The organism is Azospirillaceae bacterium (genome assembly GCA_028283825.1).
Classification (GTDB): domain Bacteria; phylum Pseudomonadota; class Alphaproteobacteria; order Azospirillales; family Azospirillaceae; genus Nitrospirillum.
Window position 1 is genome coordinate 1667773 of record JAPWJW010000001.1, and the last position, 22042, is coordinate 1689814.

At 66.4% G+C, this 22042-nt stretch carries 19 protein-coding genes and 1 pseudogene; 9 read left to right on the forward strand and 11 right to left on the reverse strand.

Annotated features, from left to right (window positions below):
• Positions 1 to 19: 19 nt before the first annotated feature.
• Together PW843_06785 and nadE are read right to left on the reverse strand one after the other, a co-directional pair.
• A complete protein-coding gene (locus PW843_06785; GenBank protein MDE1146318.1) occupies positions 20 to 1711 on the reverse strand; it encodes a ShlB/FhaC/HecB family hemolysin secretion/activation protein in 1692 nt (563 codons plus the stop codon).
• A gap of 169 nt (positions 1712 to 1880) precedes the next feature.
• A complete protein-coding gene (gene nadE / locus PW843_06790; protein MDE1146319.1) occupies positions 1881 to 3641 on the reverse strand; it encodes an NAD(+) synthase in 1761 nt (586 codons plus the stop codon).
• 125 nt (positions 3642 to 3766) lie between these two features.
• On the opposite strand from nadE, the gene PW843_06795 reads away from it, so the two are divergent.
• Entirely contained in the window at positions 3767 to 4252 is a 486-nt protein-coding gene (locus tag PW843_06795; GenBank protein ID MDE1146320.1) for an N-acetyltransferase, read from the forward strand.
• A gap of 1 nt (position 4253) precedes the next feature.
• On the opposite strand, the gene PW843_06800 is transcribed toward PW843_06795, so the two are convergent.
• The 3 genes from PW843_06800 to ssb all read right to left on the reverse strand — a co-directional run bounded on the left by PW843_06800 (position 4254) and on the right by ssb (position 6844).
• Complete coding sequence (locus PW843_06800) at positions 4254 to 4517, reverse strand: hypothetical protein (protein ID MDE1146321.1); 264 nt, start codon at positions 4515 to 4517, stop codon at positions 4254 to 4256.
• Positions 4456 to 6129, reverse strand: coding sequence for an alkaline phosphatase family protein (locus tag PW843_06805; protein MDE1146322.1), 1674 nt, complete (start codon positions 6127 to 6129; stop codon positions 4456 to 4458). The genes PW843_06800 and PW843_06805 overlap by 62 nt, the downstream gene beginning before the upstream one ends.
• A gap of 151 nt (positions 6130 to 6280) precedes the next feature.
• Positions 6281 to 6844, reverse strand: coding sequence for a single-stranded DNA-binding protein (gene ssb, locus PW843_06810; GenBank protein ID MDE1146323.1), 564 nt, complete (start codon positions 6842 to 6844; stop codon positions 6281 to 6283).
• A gap of 340 nt (positions 6845 to 7184) precedes the next feature.
• Between ssb and uvrA the strand changes: the two genes are divergently transcribed.
• The 3 genes and pseudogenes from uvrA to PW843_06825 all read left to right on the forward strand — a co-directional run bounded on the left by uvrA (position 7185) and on the right by PW843_06825 (position 10778).
• Positions 7185 to 10067: an excinuclease ABC subunit UvrA gene (gene uvrA, locus PW843_06815; protein MDE1146324.1), complete on the forward strand. Its 2883-nt coding sequence runs from the start codon at positions 7185 to 7187 to the stop codon at positions 10065 to 10067.
• Positions 10068 to 10204: 137 nt separating this feature from the next.
• On the forward strand, positions 10205 to 10651 hold the full coding sequence (locus tag PW843_06820; protein ID MDE1146325.1) for an alpha/beta hydrolase: 447 nt from the start codon (positions 10205 to 10207) through the stop codon (positions 10649 to 10651).
• Positions 10596 to 10778, forward strand: a pseudogene (locus PW843_06825) (alpha/beta fold hydrolase). Before PW843_06820 ends, PW843_06825 begins: the two are co-directional and overlap by 56 nt.
• A gap of 72 nt (positions 10779 to 10850) precedes the next feature.
• Here the strand turns inward: PW843_06825 and PW843_06830 are convergent.
• The 3 genes from PW843_06830 to PW843_06840 form a co-directional block, all read right to left on the reverse strand.
• Positions 10851 to 11837, reverse strand: coding sequence for a tetratricopeptide repeat protein (locus PW843_06830; protein MDE1146326.1), 987 nt, complete (start codon positions 11835 to 11837; stop codon positions 10851 to 10853).
• A 157-nt stretch (positions 11838 to 11994) separates the two neighbouring features.
• Positions 11995 to 12636: an NrsF family protein gene (locus PW843_06835; GenBank protein MDE1146327.1), complete on the reverse strand. Its 642-nt coding sequence runs from the start codon at positions 12634 to 12636 to the stop codon at positions 11995 to 11997.
• Positions 12633 to 13232 (reverse strand): sigma-70 family RNA polymerase sigma factor, encoded by a 600-nt coding sequence (locus tag PW843_06840; GenBank protein MDE1146328.1) that lies wholly within the window; start codon positions 13230 to 13232, stop codon positions 12633 to 12635. Before PW843_06840 ends, PW843_06835 begins: the two co-directional genes overlap by 4 nt.
• A gap of 137 nt (positions 13233 to 13369) precedes the next feature.
• Here PW843_06840 and PW843_06845 point away from each other — a divergent pair, with 137 nt between their 5' ends.
• Positions 13370 to 14131, forward strand: a complete 762-nt coding sequence (locus tag PW843_06845; GenBank protein ID MDE1146329.1) for an alpha/beta hydrolase — start codon at positions 13370 to 13372, stop codon at positions 14129 to 14131.
• A gap of 50 nt (positions 14132 to 14181) precedes the next feature.
• On the opposite strand, the gene PW843_06850 is transcribed toward PW843_06845, so the two are convergent.
• Both PW843_06850 and PW843_06855 read right to left on the reverse strand, forming a co-directional pair.
• Positions 14182 to 15396, reverse strand: coding sequence for a LysR family transcriptional regulator (locus PW843_06850; protein MDE1146330.1), 1215 nt, complete (start codon positions 15394 to 15396; stop codon positions 14182 to 14184).
• Between the two features lie 133 nt (positions 15397 to 15529).
• Positions 15530 to 15709: a hypothetical protein gene (locus PW843_06855; GenBank protein MDE1146331.1), complete on the reverse strand. Its 180-nt coding sequence runs from the start codon at positions 15707 to 15709 to the stop codon at positions 15530 to 15532.
• Here PW843_06855 and PW843_06860 point away from each other — a divergent pair.
• The 3 genes from PW843_06860 to PW843_06870 all read left to right on the forward strand — a co-directional run bounded on the left by PW843_06860 (position 15708) and on the right by PW843_06870 (position 20035).
• Positions 15708 to 16973: a gallate dioxygenase gene (locus PW843_06860; GenBank protein MDE1146332.1), complete on the forward strand. Its 1266-nt coding sequence runs from the start codon at positions 15708 to 15710 to the stop codon at positions 16971 to 16973. The two genes, PW843_06855 and PW843_06860, sit on opposite strands and share 2 nt — an antisense overlap.
• Before the next feature lie 122 nt (positions 16974 to 17095).
• A complete protein-coding gene (locus PW843_06865) occupies positions 17096 to 18403 on the forward strand; it encodes an MFS transporter (GenBank protein MDE1146333.1) in 1308 nt (435 codons plus the stop codon).
• Positions 18404 to 18493: 90 nt separating this feature from the next.
• Positions 18494 to 20035: an alginate export family protein gene (locus PW843_06870; protein MDE1146334.1), complete on the forward strand. Its 1542-nt coding sequence runs from the start codon at positions 18494 to 18496 to the stop codon at positions 20033 to 20035.
• 31 nt (positions 20036 to 20066) lie between these two features.
• Here PW843_06870 and PW843_06875 read toward each other — a convergent pair whose 3' ends face one another.
• Positions 20067 to 21206 (reverse strand): NAD(P)/FAD-dependent oxidoreductase, encoded by a 1140-nt coding sequence (locus PW843_06875; GenBank protein MDE1146335.1) that lies wholly within the window; start codon positions 21204 to 21206, stop codon positions 20067 to 20069.
• Between the two features lie 102 nt (positions 21207 to 21308).
• Here PW843_06875 and PW843_06880 point away from each other — a divergent pair, with 102 nt between their 5' ends.
• Positions 21309 to 21980: a TetR family transcriptional regulator gene (locus PW843_06880; GenBank protein MDE1146336.1), complete on the forward strand. Its 672-nt coding sequence runs from the start codon at positions 21309 to 21311 to the stop codon at positions 21978 to 21980.
• Positions 21981 to 22042: the final 62 nt, after the last annotated feature.

A 22042-nucleotide genomic window follows, 5' to 3' on the forward strand; every position in this document is an offset into this window, starting at 1 on the left:
AGAAATATTATGGATCTACTTAAAAACTGAAGGTTGCCCGCACCCAGGCACGGGTGCGGCGGTGCAGGCCGTCGCTGTCCAGCCGTTCTCCGCTGGCATCCGGCAGACGGCCGGGATTGTCGCCCACGACGTGGGCCACGGTGGCGTCCAGCGACAGCTCATCCAGCGGCGTCCAGGTGATGGTGGCGCCGAACCCCTCCAGCCCATAGCTGTTGGGCTCCCCGCCGCCCTGGTTCCAGCCGGCCCAGGTGGTGGTGAACTGCCGGATCCAGCCGCCGTCCCAGAAGGCGGCCAGGCGCAGGCTGTCAACCGGCCGCCATTGCAGTTCCAGCGTGCCGACCGCCCCCTCGGACCCCTGGCCTTCGTTGACGGCATAGGCGCGGACGGCATCCGGGCCGCCCAGGGCGAACCGCTCCGAACTGTCCAGGTTGCCGCTGGCCCATTGGCCGGACAGGCGCAGCACCGCCGCCCAGCCGTCGCCCAGGGGATGCTGGTGGCTGAAGTTGGCCGTCAGCTTGGCGTAGCCGCCGCCGGTGCGGACGGTCGCCTTGTCGGTGCTGTCATTGTCCGGCACGCCACCCAGGTCCAGGTTGCCGCCGGAGACGGCGATATCGACCTGGTCGACGCCGCCCCAGCCATCCTTCACCACGCCGCCGGCCCCCAGGGTGGCGACGTCGATCACGCTGATGCTGGACACCACCCCGGCGACGCGGTTGACCAGGCGCTTGTGGTCATAGGTCAATCGCCCGTCGATGGCGGCGTCCTGCGACCGCAGCAGCGGCAGGGTCGCGGTGGCGCCGCCGGTGGCACCCCAGCCATCGGGCGTGGAACTGTTGAAGTCGCTGCTGACCCGATAGTTGAAACCAGCGCCGTTCAGGCCCAGGCGCAGGCCGGAATAACCGACGGGCATCGTGGCGGCCAGCCGCCCGTAATTGGTGCCCAGGCTGCGCATGCCGGTCAGCGTGGTCTGGTCGCCGATGCCGGCAAGGTCGTTGGCCGACAGGATGGCGATGCCGCGCCAGCCACCGCTGGCCCGCTGGGCCTCATTGTCCACCAGGGCCAGGCCGCTGACCAGCGGGCCGTCCTTGAGCTTCAGGCGGATGTCGGTCTGTTCCGCCGCCTCCCCCGCCTCCACCGTCGCCGTGGCGGCCAGGCCGGGCAGGGCGTTCAGCGTGGCGATGCCCTGTTCCAACGCGTCGGTGCGCAGCGGGTCGCCCGCCGCCTGGCGGTCCAGCAGATAGGCCGACGCCGTTTCGGGATCGAGGCGACTTTCGCTGGAGGGATCGACCACCACGCGGCCCAAATGGCTTTCCAGCACGGTGATGGCGACGTTGCCGTCCTTGATCTCCTGCTTGGGCAGGTAGGCCCGCGCCAGATAGCCGTGGGCGCGGTAGTAGGCGCTGATCGCGGCGGCGGCATTCTGCAGGTCGCCCAGCGTCAGGTCGCGGTCGAGATAAGGCTTGAGAACACCCTGGAGCGCAGCCTCCGGGAACACCGTGGCGGCGATGTGGAAGGCGGTGACCCGCACCGTCTGTCCTTCGGCCTTGAGGGACGGGCCCTCCGGTTCCGGCAGCAGGGGCTGGGTGGGCTCCGGCCGGGGGGCCAGCTTCGGCGTCGTCCGTTCGGTATCACGCAGGATGCTGCCGGCATCCGGCGTCTGCTGCGCCAGCGCCTGCCCGCCACTAAGTGAGGCGGCCGCACAAACGAGCACAAACGGCGTGTACCTCAATTTTTTTGACAAATATGCAGACATGTACGTCACCAGAAGGCACAGATTTATTAATATCTGTAACTTCTAGCAGACGCTGGTGACGGCATGCCACCACAATTAGTACAGTTGTATGTTAATACTATTTTGCTGCGTCACGGATGCAGGCGGATCAACCGGTGAATCGCGCCGTCAAGGGGAAGCGCCGGTCCTTGGTGGTGGGCGACTTGCGGTGGACCTTGGGGCCTGGCGGCGACTGGAAACGCTTGAACTCCGCCCGGCGGACGCGGCGACGGATGTCCTGCACGAATTCCAGCGGCTCGCCTAGCTTTTCGGCGATTTCCGCATCGGTCTGGCGTTCCTTGGCGTCCTCCATCTCCCACAGCACGGCGTCCAGCCGGGGATAGGGGGGCAGGCTGTCGGTGTCGCGCTGGTCATGCTTCAGTTCGGCACTGGGCGGCACATCGATGACGGCGCGTAGCGCGTCCTGGGCGGTCCGGTCGTAGGGCTCCAGCGGCCGGCCGAACGCCGCTTCCCAGATTTGGGCAAACTGCGAATCGGGCTCCCGCGCCTGGGCCAGGCGCATCTCCAGCATGGGGAAGACGTCGATGGCCTTGTACAGGTCCTTCAGCGGGTTGAAGGCGCCGCGCATGTCGCCGTAGAGCGTGCCGTATCCCATCAGGATCTCGCTCTTGTTGCTGGTGCCCAGGATGGCGCGGCGGCCATGGTCGTTGGAAATGGCGGACAGGGTGTTGCCGCGGATTTGCGCCTGCAGGTTTTCATCCGCCAGGCTGCCCATGTCGCGGCCGAAGGCGTTGCGAAACTTCTCCCGGCCCGCCTCATACTCCACCGTGATGGGCAGGCTGATGGCGCTGAAACCGGCGCCCACGCCGGCGGCCAGGCCGAAGGCGCGGCTGTTGGACCCGTCGCTGGTGTAGGGCGACGGCATCAGGACGGCGTTCACCTTGTCGGCCCCGAACACATCGCTGGCCAGCATGGCGACCAGGGTGGAATCGGCACCGCCCGATAGGCCCAGCACCACGTCCTGGAAACCGTTCTTCAGGATGTAGTCGCGCAGGCCCAGTCCCACCACCAGGTAACGTTCCTGGGCGTCGGTCAGGTGCACGGGCGGCTTGGCGACGGCCAAGCGGAAGCCCTGCCCCCCATCCACCAGGGTTGCGACCTCCCCCCCTTCGCGCCCGATCGCCATCTCATGGATGGCGCCGGCCGGGTCCATCACGGCGGAACAGCCCTCCCACACCAGTTCGTCATTGCCGCCCACCTGGTTGACGTAGACCAGCGGCACACCCGTCTCATCCACGCGCTGGGCGAACAGGCGGCGGCGGAAGTTGCCCTTGGCGATGGCATAGGGGCTGGCGTTCAGCGAGACGATGGCCTCCGCCCCGAGGGCCCGCAACGTGCGGGTGACATCGTCGAACCAGATGTCCTCGCAGATACAGAAGCCCAGGGTGACGGGCCCGCCGGCGGCATCGAAGCGCAGCACGCCCAGGTCGGCGTCCGCCCCCGTCTGCTCCCCCCGCGCCTCGAACCAGCGCACATCGTCGAAGACGTCATAGTTGGGCAGGTGGGTCTTGAACTGGCTCAGCACCTCCCGCCCCCGGTCGAACACGACCAGGCCATTGCCCATCTTGCGCCCCTGGACCTTGCCGCGCAGGGGCGTGCCAACGACGATGGCGGTCCCGGCCTCCTCCGACAATTGGCGGTACCGCTCCGTCCATTCGACGATGGATTGCTGGTAGTCGGCCTCCAGCAGGTAATCGCCGGCGGCATAGTTGGCGACGGCGCATTCCGGCAGGACATGCAGGTCGGCTTCTGCCGTACCCAGGATGCTGGCCTTGGTCCGCTCGAAATTCCCGCGGAAATCGCCCGTGGTGTAGTTCATCTGGTGCAGGGCGATCTTAAGCGTGCGCATGGTCCGTCTCGCTGTGCCGGGCGCCGGTTGATGCAAGATCACCGCCGCCATTAACCTCCTGGGAAGCGCACACCCTATCATCCACGGGCCGGTCGACGGCAATCCCCCGAAAGCGAAGGTGTTCCATGCCCGATATCCGGCCCGCCCGCCCTGAGGATGCCGATGCCATCTGGGCCATCCTGGAACCGGTGATCCGTGCCGGCGAGACCTATGCCCTGCCCCGCGACATGGACCGCGCGGCAGCACTGGCCTATTGGACCGGGCCGAATCGCCAGACTTTCGTTGCCGAGGACCAGGGTCAAGTGCTGGGCACCTACGTCCTGCGGGCCAACCAGGCGGGCGGCGGGGCGCACGTGGCCAACTGCGGCTACATGACGGCGGCGGATGTCCAGGGGCGCGGCGTGGCGCGGGCCATGTGCGCCCATTCACTGGACACAGCAACGGCCGCCGGCTTCCGCGCCATGCAGTTCAACTTCGTGATTTCCACCAACGAACGCGCCGTACGCCTGTGGCAGGCCATGGGCTTCGCCATCGTCGGCCGCCTGCCCGGCGCCTTCGCCCACCCGGCGCTGGGCGAGGTGGATGCGCTGGTGATGTACCGGCGACTGTGAGCTATCGCGTGCGCAGGAAGGGGAGCAGCGGCGCCAGCCAAACCTTCGCGTCGTCCAGTGTGACCAGGTGGGCCAGGGCCTCCGCCCTTTCCTCCGCCGTGTGCAGCCGCCCGCCGATGCTCGCGGCGGCCGCCAGCAGCACTTCGCGTTGCACATCGTTCAGCGGCGTGGGGCCGGGCGGCGGCGTTTCCGCCGCCGCCGCGTCATCGTCCAGGGGGGCGGCGGGCCAGGGAACCGGCGATTGGCCGGAAACCAGCGGCGCCAACGTTGGGGCCACGGCGATGCGCGGGCTGGGCAGTTGCGCCTTGAACGCCGCCTGCAGGCCCAGCCAGTCCCGCACGGTGGCTCAGGACGGAGGTATGGTCGTAAGGCACGCCCGTGGCGCTGCGGAACACGATGCCGCGCGGCGTGTAGGACGACATGACGACGGCCGGCACCCGGACGCCGAAACGGTTGTACGTGAACGCCGACCCGTCCGTCGCCACGGGATCCGGCCACGCGCCGGCGGCACCGCCCGGCGGCTCCACATGATCGTAGGTGCCGCCATGCTCATCGAACAGCAGCAGGAACAGGGTGTCGTCGCGGCGCGGGCTTTCCGCGATCATGGTGTAGATCCGGCCCAGGAATTGGTCCGCCGGCAGGACGTTGAAGGGGGGATGGAAGCTGCGGTCGTATTCCAGGGGGCCGAAGCTGGGTTCCAGCAGAGTGAAGGTTGGCAGCGTCCCGTCCGACAGGGACTTGGCGAAATCGTCGATGGAGCCGAAGTTCTTTTCGTTGCCGCCATACTTGGAAAAGAAGATGGCCTTGGTCAGCGACGGCAGGATGCTGTCATTGTAGACTGCCCAGCTGATGCCCTGGCTTTCCAGCACGTCGAACAGGGTGGGAATGTCCCAGGGAACGCGGGTGTTGTTGACGTTCCCGGCGGAGGACCCGGCCAGCATGAAGGCGCGATTGGGAAAGGTCTGGCTGGGGACGGAGGCGTGCCAGGCGTCCGACAGGGCGAAGCCGCGCGCCAGGGCGGAAATGACCTTCAGCTGATCGGGCGCGTAGGACTGCATGATCTGCGCCGCATTGGCCAGCGGATGCTTCGCTTCCCCGACCTGCACGAGGTAGTCGTTGAGGAAGCCGCCCATGTTGCCGCTGATCTGGCCACCGACATGGTAGAATTGTTCCCCGGGATCGGGGGTCGGCACGCAGTAGGCATTGATCGGGCCGTCATCCGTCGGCCATGCCGTGGTGCCGGCCGACGCGTAGACGGGGTTGCCGCCGTTGATGTCCGGATTGCTGTTGGAATAGGTGTCAGGCGACAGGCCCTGATAGGGTTGCGGCGTATTGGACGGGGAATACCCCGCCGGCGGATCGTCCGGGCCGTAAAGCCAGCCCAGCAGATTGTCCAGCGACCGGTTCTCCATCATCAGCACGACCATGTGCTTGATCTGGGGCAGTGTCGTCCGCGCCACGGCGAACGACACGTTGTCGGAGGACAGCGGCCCGACGGCCAGTACGGCGCCGGTCACGGCGTAGGCGGCACCATCGGTGCCGGTGAACGGAACGGCGATGTTGGCCCGATCCGACCAGCCCGACGCCACCCCACCGGCCGTCACCTGGATCTGCATGGTGCTGGACAACAGGGTGCCGGTCAGCAACACCTGCGCCGTCACCGGCACGCCCGCGATCTCGAACGCCGAGGTGAAGGTCCAGCTCTTGTGATCGGTGATGCCGTCGCCACGGCTCATCCAAAGGATGGCCGCGCCGTCAAGCGCGGGCACGGCCGTGGCCTCCACCCCCCAATCCTTGGCATCCAGGAAGGGGTTCACCGTCGTCGCCACGGGAAACGTGGCGGACAGGTTGTTCACCAGCGATACCCACGTCGTCATGGTCGCCCCGAACGTGAATTGTGTTCGCGCAACATTACACGACTTATGCGCGCACCATCAATATCATCTTCGACCGACAGGCGCGCAAACGAAAAGCGCGCCGACCCGGATGGGGCGACGCGCTTCCCGAAAAGATGAAAGTGGCCCCGGCTTAGAACGGGATCTCATCGTCCAGATCGTCGGCCGGCTTGCCGCCACCGCCGCCGAAGCCGCCGCGCGAACCGCCGCCGGAGGAGGACGAACCGCCCCCGCCGTAGCCGCCACCGCTGCCGCCGCCCGAGGAACCGCCGCCGTAGCTGGAGCCGCCACCGGCCCCGCCATAGTCGCCGCCCGACTCGTAACCGCCGCCGCCACCGCCGCCTTCGCGGCCGTCCAGCATGGTCAGTTCACCGCGGTAGGGGCGCAGCACGATTTCGGTCGTGTACTTTTCCTGGCCGGACTGGTCGGTCCACTTGCGGGTTTCCAGCTGGCCTTCCAGATAGACCTTGGAGCCCTTCTTCAGGAAACGCTCGGCCACGCCGATCAGCGCCTCGTTGAAGATGACGACCTGGTGCCACTGGGTGCGTTCCTGCCGCTCCCCGCTGTTGCGGTCCTTCCAGGTTTCAGAGGTGGCGATGCGCAGGTTGCACACCTTGCCGCCGTTCTGCATGGACCTGATCTCCGGCTCCTTGCCGAGATTGCCGATGATGATGACCTTGTTGACGCTTCCAGCCATGTCCGACCCGTCCTGAATCCGGTATGGGGTCGGGCGCCTCGCGCGCGACCCCGCAGTTGATGGGGGAGCCTACACCGCCACGCCGGATATTTGCCACAGCGATGGTGGTCCCAGGCCCCGGCATACCCAAAATATCGATCCGGACCTACCCCCAGGGGGAGGCTTCAAGGCGGGGGCGACGCACCCCTGCCCCAATGCGGAAGCGCATGCATCCTGCTGTCGCCTTTTGACACAAGGCCCCCCATATTAAGGCGCTGTCCCGGCTGGCGGGGGACAGGCGGCACCTGCCCGCTCAATCCCCTTGCCGGCCCCTGCCCAGATCGGCTATTCAGAACATACCATGAACAAACATATCAGCGTCCGCGGCGCGCGGGAACATAATCTGAAGAACGTCGACGTGGATTTGCCGCGCGACCAGCTGGTGGTGATCACCGGCCTGTCGGGCTCCGGCAAGTCATCGCTGGCCTTCGACACCATCTACGCCGAGGGGCAGCGGCGCTATGTGGAAAGCCTATCGGCCTACGCCCGCCAGTTCCTGGAACTGATGCAGAAGCCGGACATGGACAGCATCGAAGGGCTGTCCCCCGCCATCTCCATCGAACAGAAGACGACCAGCCGCAATCCCCGCTCCACCGTCGGCACGGTGACGGAGATTTACGACTATATGCGCCTGCTGTACGCGCGGGTCGGCATCCCCTATTCCCCCGCCACCGGCCTGCCCATCGAAAGCCAGACGGTCAGCCAGATGGTGGACCGCATCATGGCCATGCCGGAAGGCACGCGCCTCTACCTGCTGGCCCCTGTCGTGCGCGGCCGCAAGGGCGAATACAAGAAAGAGCTTCAGGAACTGCGCAAGCGCGGCTTCCAGCGCGTGAAGATCAACGGCGAGATGATGGAGATCGACGAGGCGCCGGCGCTGGACAAAAAGCTGAAGCACGACATCGAGGTGGTGGTCGACCGCTTGGTCGTGAATGAAAGCTTGGGCAACCGCCTGGCCGACTCGCTGGAAACGGCGCTGGAGCTGGCCGACGGCCTGGTGTTCGCGGAAAACGCCGACACCGCCGAACGCACCGTGTTCTCCGCCAAGTTCGCCTGTCCGGTCAGCGGCTTCACCATCGAGGAGATCGAGCCGCGGCTGTTCTCCTTCAACAACCCGTTCGGCGCCTGCCCGGCCTGCGACGGCCTGGGCCAGAAGCTGTACTTCGACCCCGAACTGGTGGTGCCGGATGCGCGCCTGACCTTGAAGCAGGGCGCCATCGCCCCCTGGGCCGGGTCCACCTCGCAATACTACGCCCAGACGCTGGAAAGCCTGGCCCGCCATCACGGCGCCGACATGAACACGCCGTGGAGCGACCTGCCGGAAGCGTTGCGCAACATGATCCTGTTCGGGTCCGGCGGCAAGCCGGTGACCCTGCGCTATGACGACGGCCTGCGGGCGTATGAGACCAACAAGGCGTTCGAGGGCGTGGTCCGCAACCTGGAGCGCCGCTGGAAGGAGACGGAAAGCAACTTCATGCGGGAGGAGCTTTCCAAGTACCAGTCGGCGCAAGCGTGCGAGGCCTGCAACGGCGCCCGCCTGAAGCCGGAAGCCCTGGCCGTGAAGATCAACGGCCGGAACGTGGCCGAGATCAGCCGCATGTCCATCCAGGAGGCGGGCGCCTGGTTCACCGCCCTGGACGACCACCTGACGCCCAAGCAGCGTGAGATCGCCAACCGCATCCTGAAGGAAATCAACGAGCGGCTGGGCTTCCTCAACAATGTCGGCCTGGAATATCTGGCGATGGACCGCGGCTCCGGCACCCTGTCGGGTGGCGAGAGCCAGCGCATCCGCCTGGCGTCCCAGATCGGTTCCGGCCTGACCGGCGTGCTGTACGTGCTGGATGAGCCGTCCATCGGCCTGCACCAGCGCGACAACGACCGCCTGCTGGCGACGCTGAAGCGCCTGCGCGACCTGGGCAACACCGTGCTGGTGGTGGAGCATGACGAGGACGCCATCCGCACCGCCGATTACCTGGTCGACATGGGGCCGGGGGCCGGCATCCATGGCGGCACGGTGGTGGCGGCCGGCACGCCGGCGGAGGTCATGGCCAACCCGGCCAGCGTCACCGGCGACTACCTGACGGGCCGTCGCCGCATCCCCCTGCCCGACCGGCGCCGCGCCGGCCACAAGGGGCAGTTCCTGGAGGTGGTGGGCGCCCGCTCCAACAATTTGCAGAACGTCCATGCCCGTATTCCCATGGGCACCTTCACCTGCGTCACTGGCGTGTCGGGTGGCGGCAAGTCCACCCTGGTGGTGGAGACGCTGTACAAGGCGCTGGCCAAGCGCCTGAACGGCGCGCGCGAGCATCCGGGCGCGCATGACGACATCCTGGGCCTGCACCACCTGGACAAGATCGTCGACATCGACCAGTCGCCCATCGGCCGCACCCCGCGCTCCAACCCCGCGACATACACCGGCGCCTTCACCCCCATCCGCGACTGGTTCGCCGGCTTGCCGGAGGCCAAGGCTCGCGGCTACGGCGCCGGCCGCTTCAGCTTCAACGTCAAGGGCGGCCGGTGCGAGGCCTGCCAGGGCGACGGCGTCATCAAGATCGAGATGCACTTCCTGCCTGACGTCTACGTCACCTGCGACGTCTGCCACGGCAAGCGCTACAACCGCGAAACGCTGGAGGTCCTGTACAAGGACAAGAGCATCGCGGAGGTGCTGGACATGACGGTGGAGGAGGCCGCCAGCTTCTTCCAGGCCGTGCCCGCCATCCGCGACCGCATGGAAACCCTGAACGAGGTCGGGCTGGGCTACATCCATGTCGGCCAACCGGCAACGACACTTTCGGGTGGCGAGGCGCAGCGCGTCAAGCTGGCCAAGGAACTGTCGCGCCGGGCCACCGGCCGCACCCTCTACATCCTGGACGAACCCACCACCGGCCTGCACTTCGAAGATGTGCGCAAGCTGCTGGAGGTGCTGCACGCCCTGGTGGACCAGGGCAACACCGTGCTGGTGATCGAACATAACCTGGAGGTCATCAAGACCGCCGACTGGATCATCGACATGGGGCCGGAGGGCGGCGCCGGCGGCGGCCGCATCGTGGCCGAAGGCACGCCGGAACAGGTGGCCGACGCGCCCGAAAGCCACACCGGCCGCTACCTGAAGCCCTATTTGTCGGAGGCGGCACCGGCGGTGGAAGTGGTGGCGCCGAAGAAACGCAAGGCCAAGGGGGCATGATACCGGGGATGACGCCCATCGTTCTCATCCCCGGCCTGCTGTGCACCGCCGAGATCTTCGCGCCGCAGATCGCGGCGCTGTGGCCCCATGGCCCGGTCATGGTGGCCAACACCCTGGCCGGCGAGACGATGGCGGAAATGGCGGCCGCTATCCTGGCGGCGGCCCCGCCCCGTTTCGCCCTGGCCGGCATCTCCATGGGCGGCTACGTCGCCTTCGAGATCATGCGCCAGGCGCCGGAGCGGGTGGAAAAGCTGGCGCTGATCAGCACCCAGGCCCAGCCCGACACGCCGGAGCAGTCGGACCAGCGCCGCGGCCTGCTGGCCCTGGCCCGATCCAGCGATTTCGGCGGCCTGCTGCGCCAGGTGACGCCCAACATGCTGCATCCCGCCCGCCGCGGCGACGCGGCGCTGGAGGCGGTGATGCTGCGCATAGGCCTGGCGGTGGGCGTGGACGGCCTCGCCCGGCAGACGGCGGCCATCATCGCCCGCCCGGACTCCCGCCCCGGCCTGGCCGCCATCGCCGTGCCCACCCTTGGTGCTGGTGGGCGACAGCGACCCGCTGATCCCGCCGGCCCGTTCCCATGAGATGGCGGCGGCCATCCCCGGCGCACGGCTGGTAGTGATACCCGACTGCGGCCATGCCTCGACGCTGGAACAGCCGGCGGCGGTCAACCGGGCGCTGGTGGAATGGATCAGGGATATCAAGTTTTAGTTGATCAAAAATCGCTCAGCAGAACCGGAAGTGAATAAAGAGGATTCCCATTGGCACTTCACATCTCAGTAATTAGATCTTTAGAAGTTTATGGGCAATCCAGTCAGCCGGCTTCACAATTAAAATGAACGCCACCTTTTGCCTAATGTGCTTTTTTGCAATGAAATTGGCAAGCTTTGGGCCATAGCAATAATATAAATCTATAAACAATCTCCCCCATTTGCGCGACAAAAGCCACTCATCTCGGAAAAGTCGCATAAATATGACCGTAGGATCATTAGCGTCCCCCATCGTAGCAGTGATAACGAAGCAAGCATCAGCCACATTTTTTTCAATCACAGGGGGCTCATATTCCGGATCGATTTTCCTTAAGCTCCCCACAGAAACTTCCATTATTGAACGTAGCTTCTCTTCATATTGCGGAGTAAGAGTCCATGATTTTGCGTAATTGTTATTAAATTTATCTCTATATTTGACGCCTTCAATATTGTCTTTGCATAGATAAACTATATTCTCATGGGTCGTTTTGCTTAAGGGCATAATTGAGCTTAACTGTGACAGGCAATCCACTAGATTGGCAACTTGCTGTACGTATGCAGGCCAGGAATTATTAAGGGAAACGTACTCAAGCATATGTTTACGCGCCATTCCATATATGGCAACTATTATACGGTTTGCCTCGTCGATCGCCTCGAGAACAACACTCTCTTTTCTTTCATCATTAGCGTTAGATATGGCATGATTAAATGCAATTAACATTTCCGGCAATCTAATATTTGCGATTGTCGATTGCCAGCCTGCAGCCTTTCCTTTTCCAAACCAAGCCTCTGCATTGGTTGGATCAGATTCAAGAACTCTGTTAAAATAATCAAGCGCCTCAACCATGTTTCCAGCCGCAATAGCGGTACGAGCCAACCCCAATAATGTTGATATTGTTGCGCCAGGAGCGGCTGATTCCTTAATAAGAAATTTACAATAAGGGCACTCAAGTGAACTAATATCATTAGGGATCGGTATGAGTTTTTGACAGGACGGGCAGATTATTTCCTTAAATCTCATATTATTTATCCAATATGATTGAATTTTTAGTTTTTAGGCGCCGACCATATGACTAGTGGCGCTGGCGTAGGCGCGATCTCATAAACCGTTGCAACATACCTCCTAGAGTTGACTATTTCCACAAAATGATGCCCACACGTGGTCATGCGAGCATAACCTACCACCGCAGCGCCACCCGCCCCGCCAGCGCCCCCACCGCCGCCACGATGGCGATGGCGGCGCCGTACCACAGCAGGACGAAGCTGCCGGCGTCGTTCTCGCACGCCAGGGCGTAGGCCATGGCGCCCAGGGCGCCGGCCAGGGCGCCGGCCAGGGCCGCAGTACGGACAGGGCGGGTTGGCGCGCCCTGGCGCAGCAGCAGGATCAGCGCCGCCAGGGCCGGCAGGGACGCTGCGATGATGATGCCCATGCAGATCGGGGCGGAGTAGCGATGCAGGCCCAGCCAGGACAGGCCGGACCGGTCGGTCGCGGCGCGGAAGGCCAGGATGGCCAGGCCCGGCAGCAGCAGGGCCACGGGCGCCCCGCCCCGCCCCGGCGCCACCGCGCGCGACACCAGCCAGGCGCCGGCCAGTGCCAGCACGCCGGTGCCCGCCAGCTTGAACAGGAAGGGCGCTTGCGTCGCGGCCACGGCGATGTCCGGCCGCACGTTTTCCAGAACCAGCACCACGGCGATGGCGCAGGCCAGGGCCAGCAGGACCACCAGGGCCAGCACCCGGGGAAAGACCTCCATGCGCAGACCGGCGCGCCCACCCGCCTGGGCGGACATCTGCTGGATCAGGGTTTCCGTCGGCTGTGTCATGACCGGTCCTTTCCGGGTCGCTTGTCCTTCGCCTCAACGCCCTCCGCCGCGTTCCACAGGAACTTCAGCGCGCGGTGGAACAGCACGCGGACGGAGCCTTCCGTCAGGTCCAGGCGCTGGGCCGCGTCCTGGGGCGACAGGCCGTCCACGGCCAGCGCCCGCACCACGCCCTGCTGGCTGGCCGGCAATTGGCCGATGTGGCGGTTCAGGTCCAGGCCGGCGCGGTCGGCATCCTCCGCCGGGGCGGCCAGCACCTCCGCCAAATCATCGATGGTGAAATCGGCCGTGGCCCGCACCTCGCGCCGCAGCTTGCGCGCGGCATCCAGGAACTTGTAGCGGGCGATGCCGTGCAGCCAGGGCATCAGCGGCCGCTGCGGGTCCCAGGTGTGGCGCTTGGTGTGTAGGCCGATCAGGATTTCCTGCACGATGTCTTCCGTTTCCGCCGTGCCGAGGCCGAAGCGCCCCAGCCGTTTGCTGACGATGCGACGGAGAAGGGTGGTCACCTCCGCCAGGAAGCGCTGATAGGCCACGGCGTCGCCGCGCCGTTCCGCGCGCATCGCCGCCGCCCATCGTTCCTCCACCGCCTCCATATCCATCCTTCGCCGGCGAGCGGCCATTTGTTACAGGGGGTGTCGAAAAAAATTCGCCGGCGGCTGTTACGAAAGCCGCCGGGGCATCGAAGACAGGAATGAAGCAACCGTTTCGCCCTGTCCCCCGATCAAGGAAATCGCAGATGTCCCGCATGCTGTCCATCATCGCCGCCGTCACCCTGTCTGTCAGCGCCGCCGCCCTGCCGGCGGTGGCCGCCACGCCGGCGCCCGCCAACAACGTCGTGCTGGTGCACGGCGCCTGGGCCGACGGGTCCAGCTGGAATGAGGTGATCAAGATCCTCCAGGCCAAGGGCCTGCACGTCACCGCCGTGCAGAACCCCCTGACCTCGCTGGCGGATTCCGACGCCGCCACCCGCGCCGTGCTGGCGCAGCAGGACGGCCCCACCGTGCTGGTGGCCCATTCCTGGGGCGGCACGGTGATCAGCGATGTCGGCACCGACCCCAAGGTCACGTCCCTGGTCTACGTCGCCGCCCGCGCGCCGGACGCGGATGAGGATTTCGTCGCCCTGTCGGCCAAGTTCCCCACCATGCCGGTGCGGGGCGAGGTGCAGAACCATGACGGCATGACCGTCATTTCCGAGAAGGGTTTCCTGGACTATTTCGCCAACGGCGTGGCCCCCGCCCAGGCCAAGGCGCTGTACGCGGAACAGGAACCCACCGCCGCCAGCATCTTCGCCGGTCGCACCACCGCCGCCGCCTGGCATGAGAAGCCGGTGTTCTACGCCGTGTCCAAGCAGGACCTGACCATCGCCCCCGACCTGGAACGCTTCCTGGCCAAGCGCATGAACGCCACCACCATCGAGGTCGACGGTGGCCACCTGACCCTGGTGTCGCACGCGCAGGAAATCGCCGGCCTGATCCTGAAGGCCGCCGGCCGCAGCTGAGTTGCCGTGGGCGCGGCCGGCCTTCGCATCACAAGGCCGGCCGCGCGCCCTCAGGACACCGACGACCGCACCGCGGCCTTCTGCTTCAGGCAGGCGATCAACGCCGCCTGCGCCGTGGTCGGCAGCCAGTCGGTGCGCGTGGTCACCCCGATCAGGCGGCGGGACCCCGGCACCGGCCCACCCACCGGGGCCAGCAGGCCGGTGGCGCGCTCAATCCGGAACTGATCCTTGGACATCAGGGCCAGCCAGTCGCCATCGATGATCAGCCCGCGCGCCAGCAGGATGGAACTGCTTTCGATCTGCACCGCCGGCTTGGCGCTATCGGCGAAGATGGCGTCCCAGCGCTGGCGCATGGGCGACCCCGTCGCCCCCACGATCCAGGGATATGTGGCCAGTGCCGCCGCCGTCGCGTCGGCGGATCCGGCCAAAGGATGGCCGGACCGGGCCACGATGAACAGATCCTCCGCGAACAGCGGTTCCTGCACGATGGCGCTGGTGGGTGCTGGGTGCCGCAGCGCGCCGACGATGAAGTCGATCTCGGCCCCGATCAAGGCGGCCAGCAGTTCCTCATACGGCCCTTCGATGATGGTGATGTCGGTCTGGGGATGGTCGCGCATGAACAGCGCCAGCGTGTCCGGCAGCAGGGCGGAGCGCGACAGCGGCAAGGCGCCGATGCGGATGCGGGCGGCCCCCACCCGCGCCGCCGTCGCCAGCTCATCCAAGCCGGCCTGAAGTTCCGATGCCATCAGGCGGATGGCGACGACCAGCCGCTCCCCCTGGGGCGTCGGCCGCATGGCCCGGCCTGCGCGTTCCAGCAGGGGCATGCCCAGCGTCGCCTCCAATTCCTTCACCGCCCGGTGGACGGAGGGCTGGGCCAGGCCCAGGGTGCGCGCGGCCAGGACATAGCCGCCCGTCCCCTCGACCGCGACCAGGGCCTGCAGATGGCCCATGGAGGTCACGCGTTCGAAAAACTGGATGGGCGGCAGCCGCATGGACCGGCGCAGGCGGCGGCCAGCGTCCCGCAGCCGCTCGATGGCGCGGGCGACGCGGGGCAGGAAAAGCGCCCCCGCCGCGGTCAGCGTGGTGCCGCTGGCCTGCCGTTCGAACAGGTGCACGCCCAGGCTTTTCTCCAGCTTCGCCAACGCCTGGGTCAGTGCGGGCTGGGATAAATTCACCGCGTCCGACGCCGCCTTCAGGCTGCCGTGCTGAGAGATGGCCAGCGTTGCGTCCAGGTGGCGCAAATTGAAGTCGAAAGGGCCGTGCATGGGATCAGGGGCATAGGGGGAATGGGAGGGTGGACCCGGTGGTTGTCAAATCACGCATCAGCGGCTTTGGCCCTGTCTGTGGGCCGAAGCGGGCCGCCGCCCGATACGACGTTGGCTTAACTATAGCACCAACTTATACCATGAACATGATTCGATCTGGCGTGGCGGCGGCGACCGGCGCAGCATTTCCCAAAATTTGGGAGGTCGCTTTTTCATGAGTGCGATGGCCGTTATCCGCATCCCGCGCGCCGGGGACAGCGTCATGTCCCATCCGATCCCGCCGGCCACGCCATTCAACGGCGGTAATATCCATGGCTAAGATCATCGGCGGCATCGCCACATCCCACACCCCCACCATCGGTTTCGCCCTGGACGCGCGCAAGCAGGAGGATCCGGCCTGGAAACCGATCTTCGAAGGCTACCGCCCCATCCAGCGCTGGCTGGCGGAGAAGCGGCCGGACGTGCTGCTGATGATCTACAACGATCACATCACGTCCTTCTTCTTCGACCAGTATTCCGCCTTCGCCCTGGGCGTGGACGACCGTTATCCGGTCGCGGATGAGGGCGGCGGGGTGCGCGGGGTGCCCCCCATCGGCGGCCACGCGGCCCTGTCGCGGCACATCGTCCAGTCGCTGTTCACCGATGAATTCGACATGGCGACCTTCCGGGGCAAACCCCTGGACCACGGCGTCTTCTCCCCCTTGTCCGTGCTGATGACGCCGGAGGACGGCCAGTGGCCGCTCAAGATCGTGCCGCTGCAGGTTGGCGTGCTGCAATTCCCCATCCCCACAGCCAAGCGCTGCTGGAAACTGGGCCAGGCCCTGCGCGTCGCCATCGAGAGTTATCCGGAGGATATCAAGGTGGCGCTGGTCGCCACCGGCGGCCTGTCGCACCAGGTGCATGGCGAGCGCTGCGGCTTCAACAACACCGAATGGGATGAGCAGTTCCTGGACCTGCTGGAAAAGGATCCCGTCGCCCTGACCACCCTGACCCATGCCGACTATGCCCGCCTGGGCGGCATGGAAGGGTCGGAGGTCATCATGTGGCTGGTGATGCGCGGGGCCTTGTCCGCCAACGTCCGCCGCGTCCACCGCAGCTATTACCTGCCCTCCATGACCGCCATCGCCACGGCGATCTATGAGAATGAGGCGGCCCCCTTGCCCGACGCCGCGCTGGACGCGCATCGCGAACGCATGGGCGAACAGCTGCGCGGGGCGGAGGGGCTGGAAGGCACCTACCCCTACACGCTGGAGCGCAGCGCCAAGGGCTTCCGCATCAACAGCTTCCTGCACCAGTTGATCGATCCGGCTTTCCGGGCGCGCTTCAAGGCGGAGCCGGAGGCCCTGTTCGCCGAACACGGCCTGTCGGAGGAGGAACGCGACCTGATCCGCCGCCTGGACTGGCGCGGGCTGATCCACTACGGCGCCATCTTCTTCCTGCTGGAAAAGCTGGGTGCCGTGGTCGGCGTGTCCAACCTGCACATCTACGCCGCCATGCGCGGCCAATCGCTGGAAGATTTCCAGAAGACCCGGAACCAGCAGGTCACCTACTCGGTGGCCGCCCAGCCGGGCAGCTGATCATGCGCTGATTAGCAGCCAGACCGGATACGGCCGGCCACGGACCCCAAGAAGACGGGGCCGGCCTCATAAATACAATAAAACGCGGGGCCGGCACACCTGTGCCGGCATAGGGGAGGACTATGGAAGATCCACGCGTCTTGATCGCCCGCGAGCCCATGCATTACCGGCAGGTGCTCGCCATCGCTATCGCCACCGCGCTGAACGCGCTGGATGGCTTCGACGTCCTGTCGATCAGTTTCGCCGCCCCCGGCATCGCCAAGGATTGGGGCATCACCCGGGCGGCTTTGGGCCTGGTGCTGTCCATGGAACTGTTCGGCATGGGCGTGGGCGCCCTGCTGCTGGGCACCCTGGCCGACCGCATCGGGCGGCGGCCCACCATCCTGGGCTGCCTGGGCATCATGTCGCTGGGCATGTTCCTGGCCTCCACCGCCACCGACGTGCCCATCCTGTCGGCCTACCGGCTGTTCACCGGCCTTGGCATCGGCGGCATGCTGGCCGCCACCAACGCCATCGTGGCCGAATGTTCCAACGCCAAGCGCCGCAACCTGGCGGTCGCCATCATGACCGGCGGCTACCCCATGGGCGCCATCCTGGGCGGGTCGGCTGCATCCTGGCTGCTGGCCGTCACCGGGCGCTGGCAGTCGGTGTTCGAATTCGGCGCCATCTGCACCCTGTGCTTCATTCCGCTGGTGCTGTGGCTGGTGCCGGAGACCATCGCCTTCCTGCTGCACAAGCGTCCGGCCAACGCCCTGGCCCGGATCAACCACACCATGGTGCGCCAGGGCCGTGAGCCGCTGGCCGCCCTGCCGCCGCTGGACGTGGTGAAGAAGGGCTTCAGCGTGGCGCAATTGCTGGCGCCCGCCATGGTCGGCGTCACCCTGCTGCTCACCCTGTCCTACTTCGGGCACATGATGACCTTCTACTTCCTGGTGAAGTGGATCCCGAAGATCGTGGTGGACATGGGCTTCGCCCCCGCCCTGGCCGGCGGCGTGCTGGTCTGGGCCAATGTCGGCGGCGCCACCGGCGCGTTCACCCTCAGCCTGCTGACCCAGCGCTTCGGCGTGCGCACCCTGGTGGTCGGCTCCATGCTGTGCGGTGCGGTCGCCGTCGCGGTGTTCGGCCAGGGCTTCACCACCCTGGGCGGCATCTCCGCCATCGCCTGCGTCGGGGGCTTCTTCACCAACGGCGCCACCGCCGGCCTTTACGCCGTCATCGCCCAATCCTTCCCCGCCAGCTTGCGCGCCGGGGGCACCGGGTTCGTGATCGGCCTGGGCCGGGCGGGTGCGGCCCTGGGCCCCATCGTCGCCGGCCTGCTGTTCACCGCCGGCTGGGGCCTGCCCATCGTCGCCGCCACATTGGCCTGCGGCACCGCCATCGGCGGCTTGTGCCTGGCCACGGCGCGCTACCGCGAAAGCAGCGTCGCCTGAGCTGAACCAGCGGCGGGGTTGGGGCCGCCGCATCAACTGACAAGAAACAGCCGCCGCCGTACATGGCGGCGGTGCGGGGAGAATCATGCTATGTTGAAGACACATCCGCGTATTGCCAATCGCCGTCACACCACCTTGCTGAAGGCTTGCGTCTGCCTGCCCGCCTTGATGTGGGCGACGCTGGCCGGGGCGCAGAGCGTGGCGCCCGACACGCCGCAACAAAGCACCGCCGGCGGTCCCCTGGCCGGCCAGAGCCCGCCGGGCGTGCGCCCGCCCAAATCGCAGAAAAAGCCGGCTGAGGCCCTGCCCGGCGGCCAGGCGGGCCCCGCCAACACACCCCAATCCATCCGCTGGACGGAGGACTGGTCCAAGCCGCCGGCCGACGACGCCTCCTTCCTGGACCAGATGCGCCACATCGCGCTGGGCACCAACCCCGACTTCTACCTGTCGCTGGGTGGGGAGGAGCGCATCTACTACACCAACTGGCACCATTCGACCCTGGGCCTGAGGGCCAACGACGACAACGCCCCAACCCAGTCGCGGCTGCGCCTGATCGCCGACCTGCACCTGGGTCCCTATGTGCGCACCTACCTGGAGTTGGGCGACAACCGGGAGTTCGAGTGGACGACCAAGACCCCACCCAACCGCGACCAGATGGACATCTACCAGGCCTTCGTGGACCTGACCGCCCCGCTGGGTGACGACGGCAAGATCACCGTCCGCCCCGGCCGGTTCGAAATGCCGCTGGGCAACGGCAAGCTGATGGGCGTGCGCGAGGGCCTGAACATGCGCTTCACCTACCAGGGTGTGCGCGCCACCTACATCCTGCCGGGCGAGGTGTCGGTGGACACCTTCGCGGTGCGGCCCATCAACATCCATGAAAGCAGCTTCGACGACGGGCCCAACAGCGGCACGACCTACAAGGGCATCTACGTCAGCGCGCCCAACCGCCTGTTCGGCTTCGGCACCGACGGCTATGTCTATGAGGTCGACCGCGCCGCCGGCACCCTGCGTGAAGGGGCCGGCCACGACAACCGTACCAACTACGGCGCCCGGCTGTGGCGGCGGGCCGACGGGTGGGATTTCGACCTGGAAGGCGATTACCAGGGCGGCACCTTCGCCAACAAGGCGATCGACGCCTATGCCGTGCTGTTCGAAGGCGGCTATACCTTCGCCGACACCATCCTGGCGCCCCGCCTGGGGGCCAAGGCCAACCTGTTCAGCGGCGACGGCGACCTGAAGGACGGCACCGCCGGCACCTTCGTCGCGGCATCGCCCCGCCTGCCCCTGATCAGCGAGGCCGCGTTCTTCAACCTGTCCGACCTGATGGATTTCTATCCCTCGCTGACGGTGAAGCCGCGTGAGGACGTCACCATCATGATCGGGCCCGACTTCCTGTGGCGCCAGAGCATGGCCGACGGCGTCTACATCGGATCCTCCGGCGCCTCCATCGCGCCCTATTCCTCCGGCCGCTTCATCGGCACCGACCTGAACCTGGAAGCCTCCTGGCAGGCGACCAAGAACATCCAGTTCCGCATCTTCGAGACCTACTTCACCGCCGACAGCGAATTCGCGGCGCATGGCGGCAAGTCCGGCAACTATTTCGGCGTCTTCACCGATCTGCGTTTCTAGTAAACACCAAAGGCCGGGCGGATGGGCGGCGCTAGCCGCCCGTCCCCATGCCGGCATCGGCGAAGATTTCCAGAATCCCTGCGGGCGCCCGTTCATTCAGCATCAGGTCCAGGATCTGGTGCGCACCCACGGCGGCCGCCTCGCTGCGCGGAAACAACGCCGCCTCATAAAGGGCCAGTGCCGTTTCGACATCGCCCGGATGGGCGGCGATGGCCTTTCCCAGTTCGGCCCCGTCCAGCATCGCCAGGTTGGCGCCCTCACCGGCCGGCGGCGCCAGATGGGCCGCGTCCCCCAGCAGCGTCACCCCCAACGTGCGGTCCCAGCGGTGCCCGGTCGGCAGCGTGTGGATCATGCGCAAGGTCGGGCCTGCATCGCTGTCGGTGATCAGGGCGGTCAGCGCCGGGGCCCAGCCGTCGAACTCGGCCGCGACCTTGGCTTTCACGGCAACCGCGTCCCCGAAATCCAGGTTGGCGATCCAGTCGGCCGGTCGCTTCAGCGCGATGTAGGCGTGAAGAACGCCGCCCGCCTCACGATGCGTGAAGATCGCCTGCCCCGGCGCCGGCACCATCAGGCCGCCACCACCGACCGCCGCGGCCGTGGCGGGGTGCCGCCGGTCGGCATCGTGCAGATAGGTTTCAATGAACGCGGTGCCGACATAGGCGGGCTGGGCGTCGGACAACAGCGGGCGGACCTTGGACCAGGCGCCGTCCGCCCCCACCAGCAGATCGGTTGTCACCACCGATCCGTCGGTGAAGGTCAGCGCATGCCGGCCGTCGTCCAGGGCGGCCACGCCGGCCAGCTTCCTGCCCCAGCGGATCGTCCCGTCGGGCAGGGCGTCGATGAGGATGCGGCGCAAGTCGCCCCGCAGCACCTCGGGCCGGCCGCCGGTGCCGTCGTCGGGCTGGTCCAGCAGCACCCGCCCCTGCCGATCGAGGACGCGCGTCGCCTCACCACCCCGATGGATGATGGCGCGGAAGGCCTCGGTCAGGCCGGCGGCTTCCAGCGCCCACTGTCCCGTGCGCTGGTGGATGTCGAGTTGCCCGCCCTGCCCCCGGGCATCGGCCGAGGGCTCCACCTCATAAACCGTGACGGAAATGCCGTGGCGGTGGAGAACGTTGGCGAGGATGAGACCGCCGGGGCCTCCCCCGACAATCGTGACCGGTGTCGTCATCGCTTTCCTTGTCCCTAGGATCAGGGGCCGCATCGCCCATATGGAACGCCGTTCCATGGATATTTATTGGAACGTTGTTCCATGACTGTCAAGATGGCATTCATGACAACCAAGACCCCACGGGCGGCGCGGCGCGGCGACGCGCTCTCAAAAGAACGTATCGTCGAGGCCGCGATCCATATCCTGGACACGGGCGGTGAAGACGCGCTGACCTTCCGCGCGCTGGCGGCCCGCCTGGCGACCGGAAGCGGGGCGATCTACTGGCATGTCGCCGACAAGGACGATCTGCTGGCGGCAACCACCAACCACGTCATCGACCGGGTCATGGCCGGCGTGGTCGACGATGCGGCACCGCGCCAGGCCATCCGCGCCATTGCGCTTGGACTGTTCGACGCCATCGACGCGCACCCGTGGGTGGGCACCCAGCTACACCGGGCGCCGTGGCAGTCGGCCATGCTGCAGATTTTCGAAAGCATCGGCGGACGCCTCCCGGCACTGGGCGTGCCGGCGTCGGCGCAGTTCAACTGCGCCTCCGCCCTGCTGAACTATATCCTGGGCGTGGGCGCGCAAAACGCCGCGAACGCCCGCCTTGTCCCCCCCGGGACGGATCGGTCGGCCTTCCTGGCGGCCGTCACCGACCGTTGGATGCAACTCGCCCCCGGGGAATATCCGTTCGTGCGCCAGGTGGCGACGCAACTGCGCGATCATGACGACCGCGCGCAGTTCCTGGCCGGCGTCGACCTGATCCTGGCCGGCCTGGAAACCCTGCGGTAGGCCGCCCCTCAGTCGCCGGGCGCGACCATCCGGTCGCTTGGGCTTCCTCAGTTTCCGGTCCA

Excerpts from the sequence above, each read along its gene's own strand:
- nadE (MDE1146319.1), bottom strand. The coding sequence starts at position 3,641 with ATGCGCACGCTTAAGATCGCCCTGCACCAGATGAACTACACCACGGGC.
- PW843_06795 (MDE1146320.1), top strand. The coding sequence starts at position 3,767 with ATGCCCGATATCCGGCCCGCCCGCCCTGAGGATGCCGATGCCATCTGG.
- PW843_06805 (MDE1146322.1), bottom strand. The coding sequence starts at position 6,129 with ATGACGACGTGGGTATCGCTGGTGAACAACCTGTCCGCCACGTTTCCC.
- ssb (MDE1146323.1), bottom strand. The coding sequence starts at position 6,844 with ATGGCTGGAAGCGTCAACAAGGTCATCATCATCGGCAATCTCGGCAAG.
- uvrA (MDE1146324.1), top strand. The coding sequence starts at position 7,185 with ATGAACAAACATATCAGCGTCCGCGGCGCGCGGGAACATAATCTGAAG.
- PW843_06820 (MDE1146325.1), top strand. The coding sequence starts at position 10,205 with ATGGCGGCCGCTATCCTGGCGGCGGCCCCGCCCCGTTTCGCCCTGGCC.
- PW843_06830 (MDE1146326.1), bottom strand. The coding sequence starts at position 11,837 with ATGAGATTTAAGGAAATAATCTGCCCGTCCTGTCAAAAACTCATACCG.
- PW843_06835 (MDE1146327.1), bottom strand. The coding sequence starts at position 12,636 with ATGACACAGCCGACGGAAACCCTGATCCAGCAGATGTCCGCCCAGGCG.
- PW843_06840 (MDE1146328.1), bottom strand. The coding sequence starts at position 13,232 with ATGGATATGGAGGCGGTGGAGGAACGATGGGCGGCGGCGATGCGCGCG.
- PW843_06845 (MDE1146329.1), top strand. The coding sequence starts at position 13,370 with ATGTCCCGCATGCTGTCCATCATCGCCGCCGTCACCCTGTCTGTCAGC.
- PW843_06850 (MDE1146330.1), bottom strand. The coding sequence starts at position 15,396 with ATGCACGGCCCTTTCGACTTCAATTTGCGCCACCTGGACGCAACGCTG.
- PW843_06860 (MDE1146332.1), top strand. The coding sequence starts at position 15,708 with ATGGCTAAGATCATCGGCGGCATCGCCACATCCCACACCCCCACCATC.
- PW843_06855 (MDE1146331.1), bottom strand. The coding sequence starts at position 15,709 with ATGGATATTACCGCCGTTGAATGGCGTGGCCGGCGGGATCGGATGGGA.
- PW843_06865 (MDE1146333.1), top strand. The coding sequence starts at position 17,096 with ATGGAAGATCCACGCGTCTTGATCGCCCGCGAGCCCATGCATTACCGG.
- PW843_06870 (MDE1146334.1), top strand. The coding sequence starts at position 18,494 with ATGTTGAAGACACATCCGCGTATTGCCAATCGCCGTCACACCACCTTG.
- PW843_06875 (MDE1146335.1), bottom strand. The coding sequence starts at position 21,206 with ATGACGACACCGGTCACGATTGTCGGGGGAGGCCCCGGCGGTCTCATC.
- PW843_06880 (MDE1146336.1), top strand. The coding sequence starts at position 21,309 with ATGACAACCAAGACCCCACGGGCGGCGCGGCGCGGCGACGCGCTCTCA.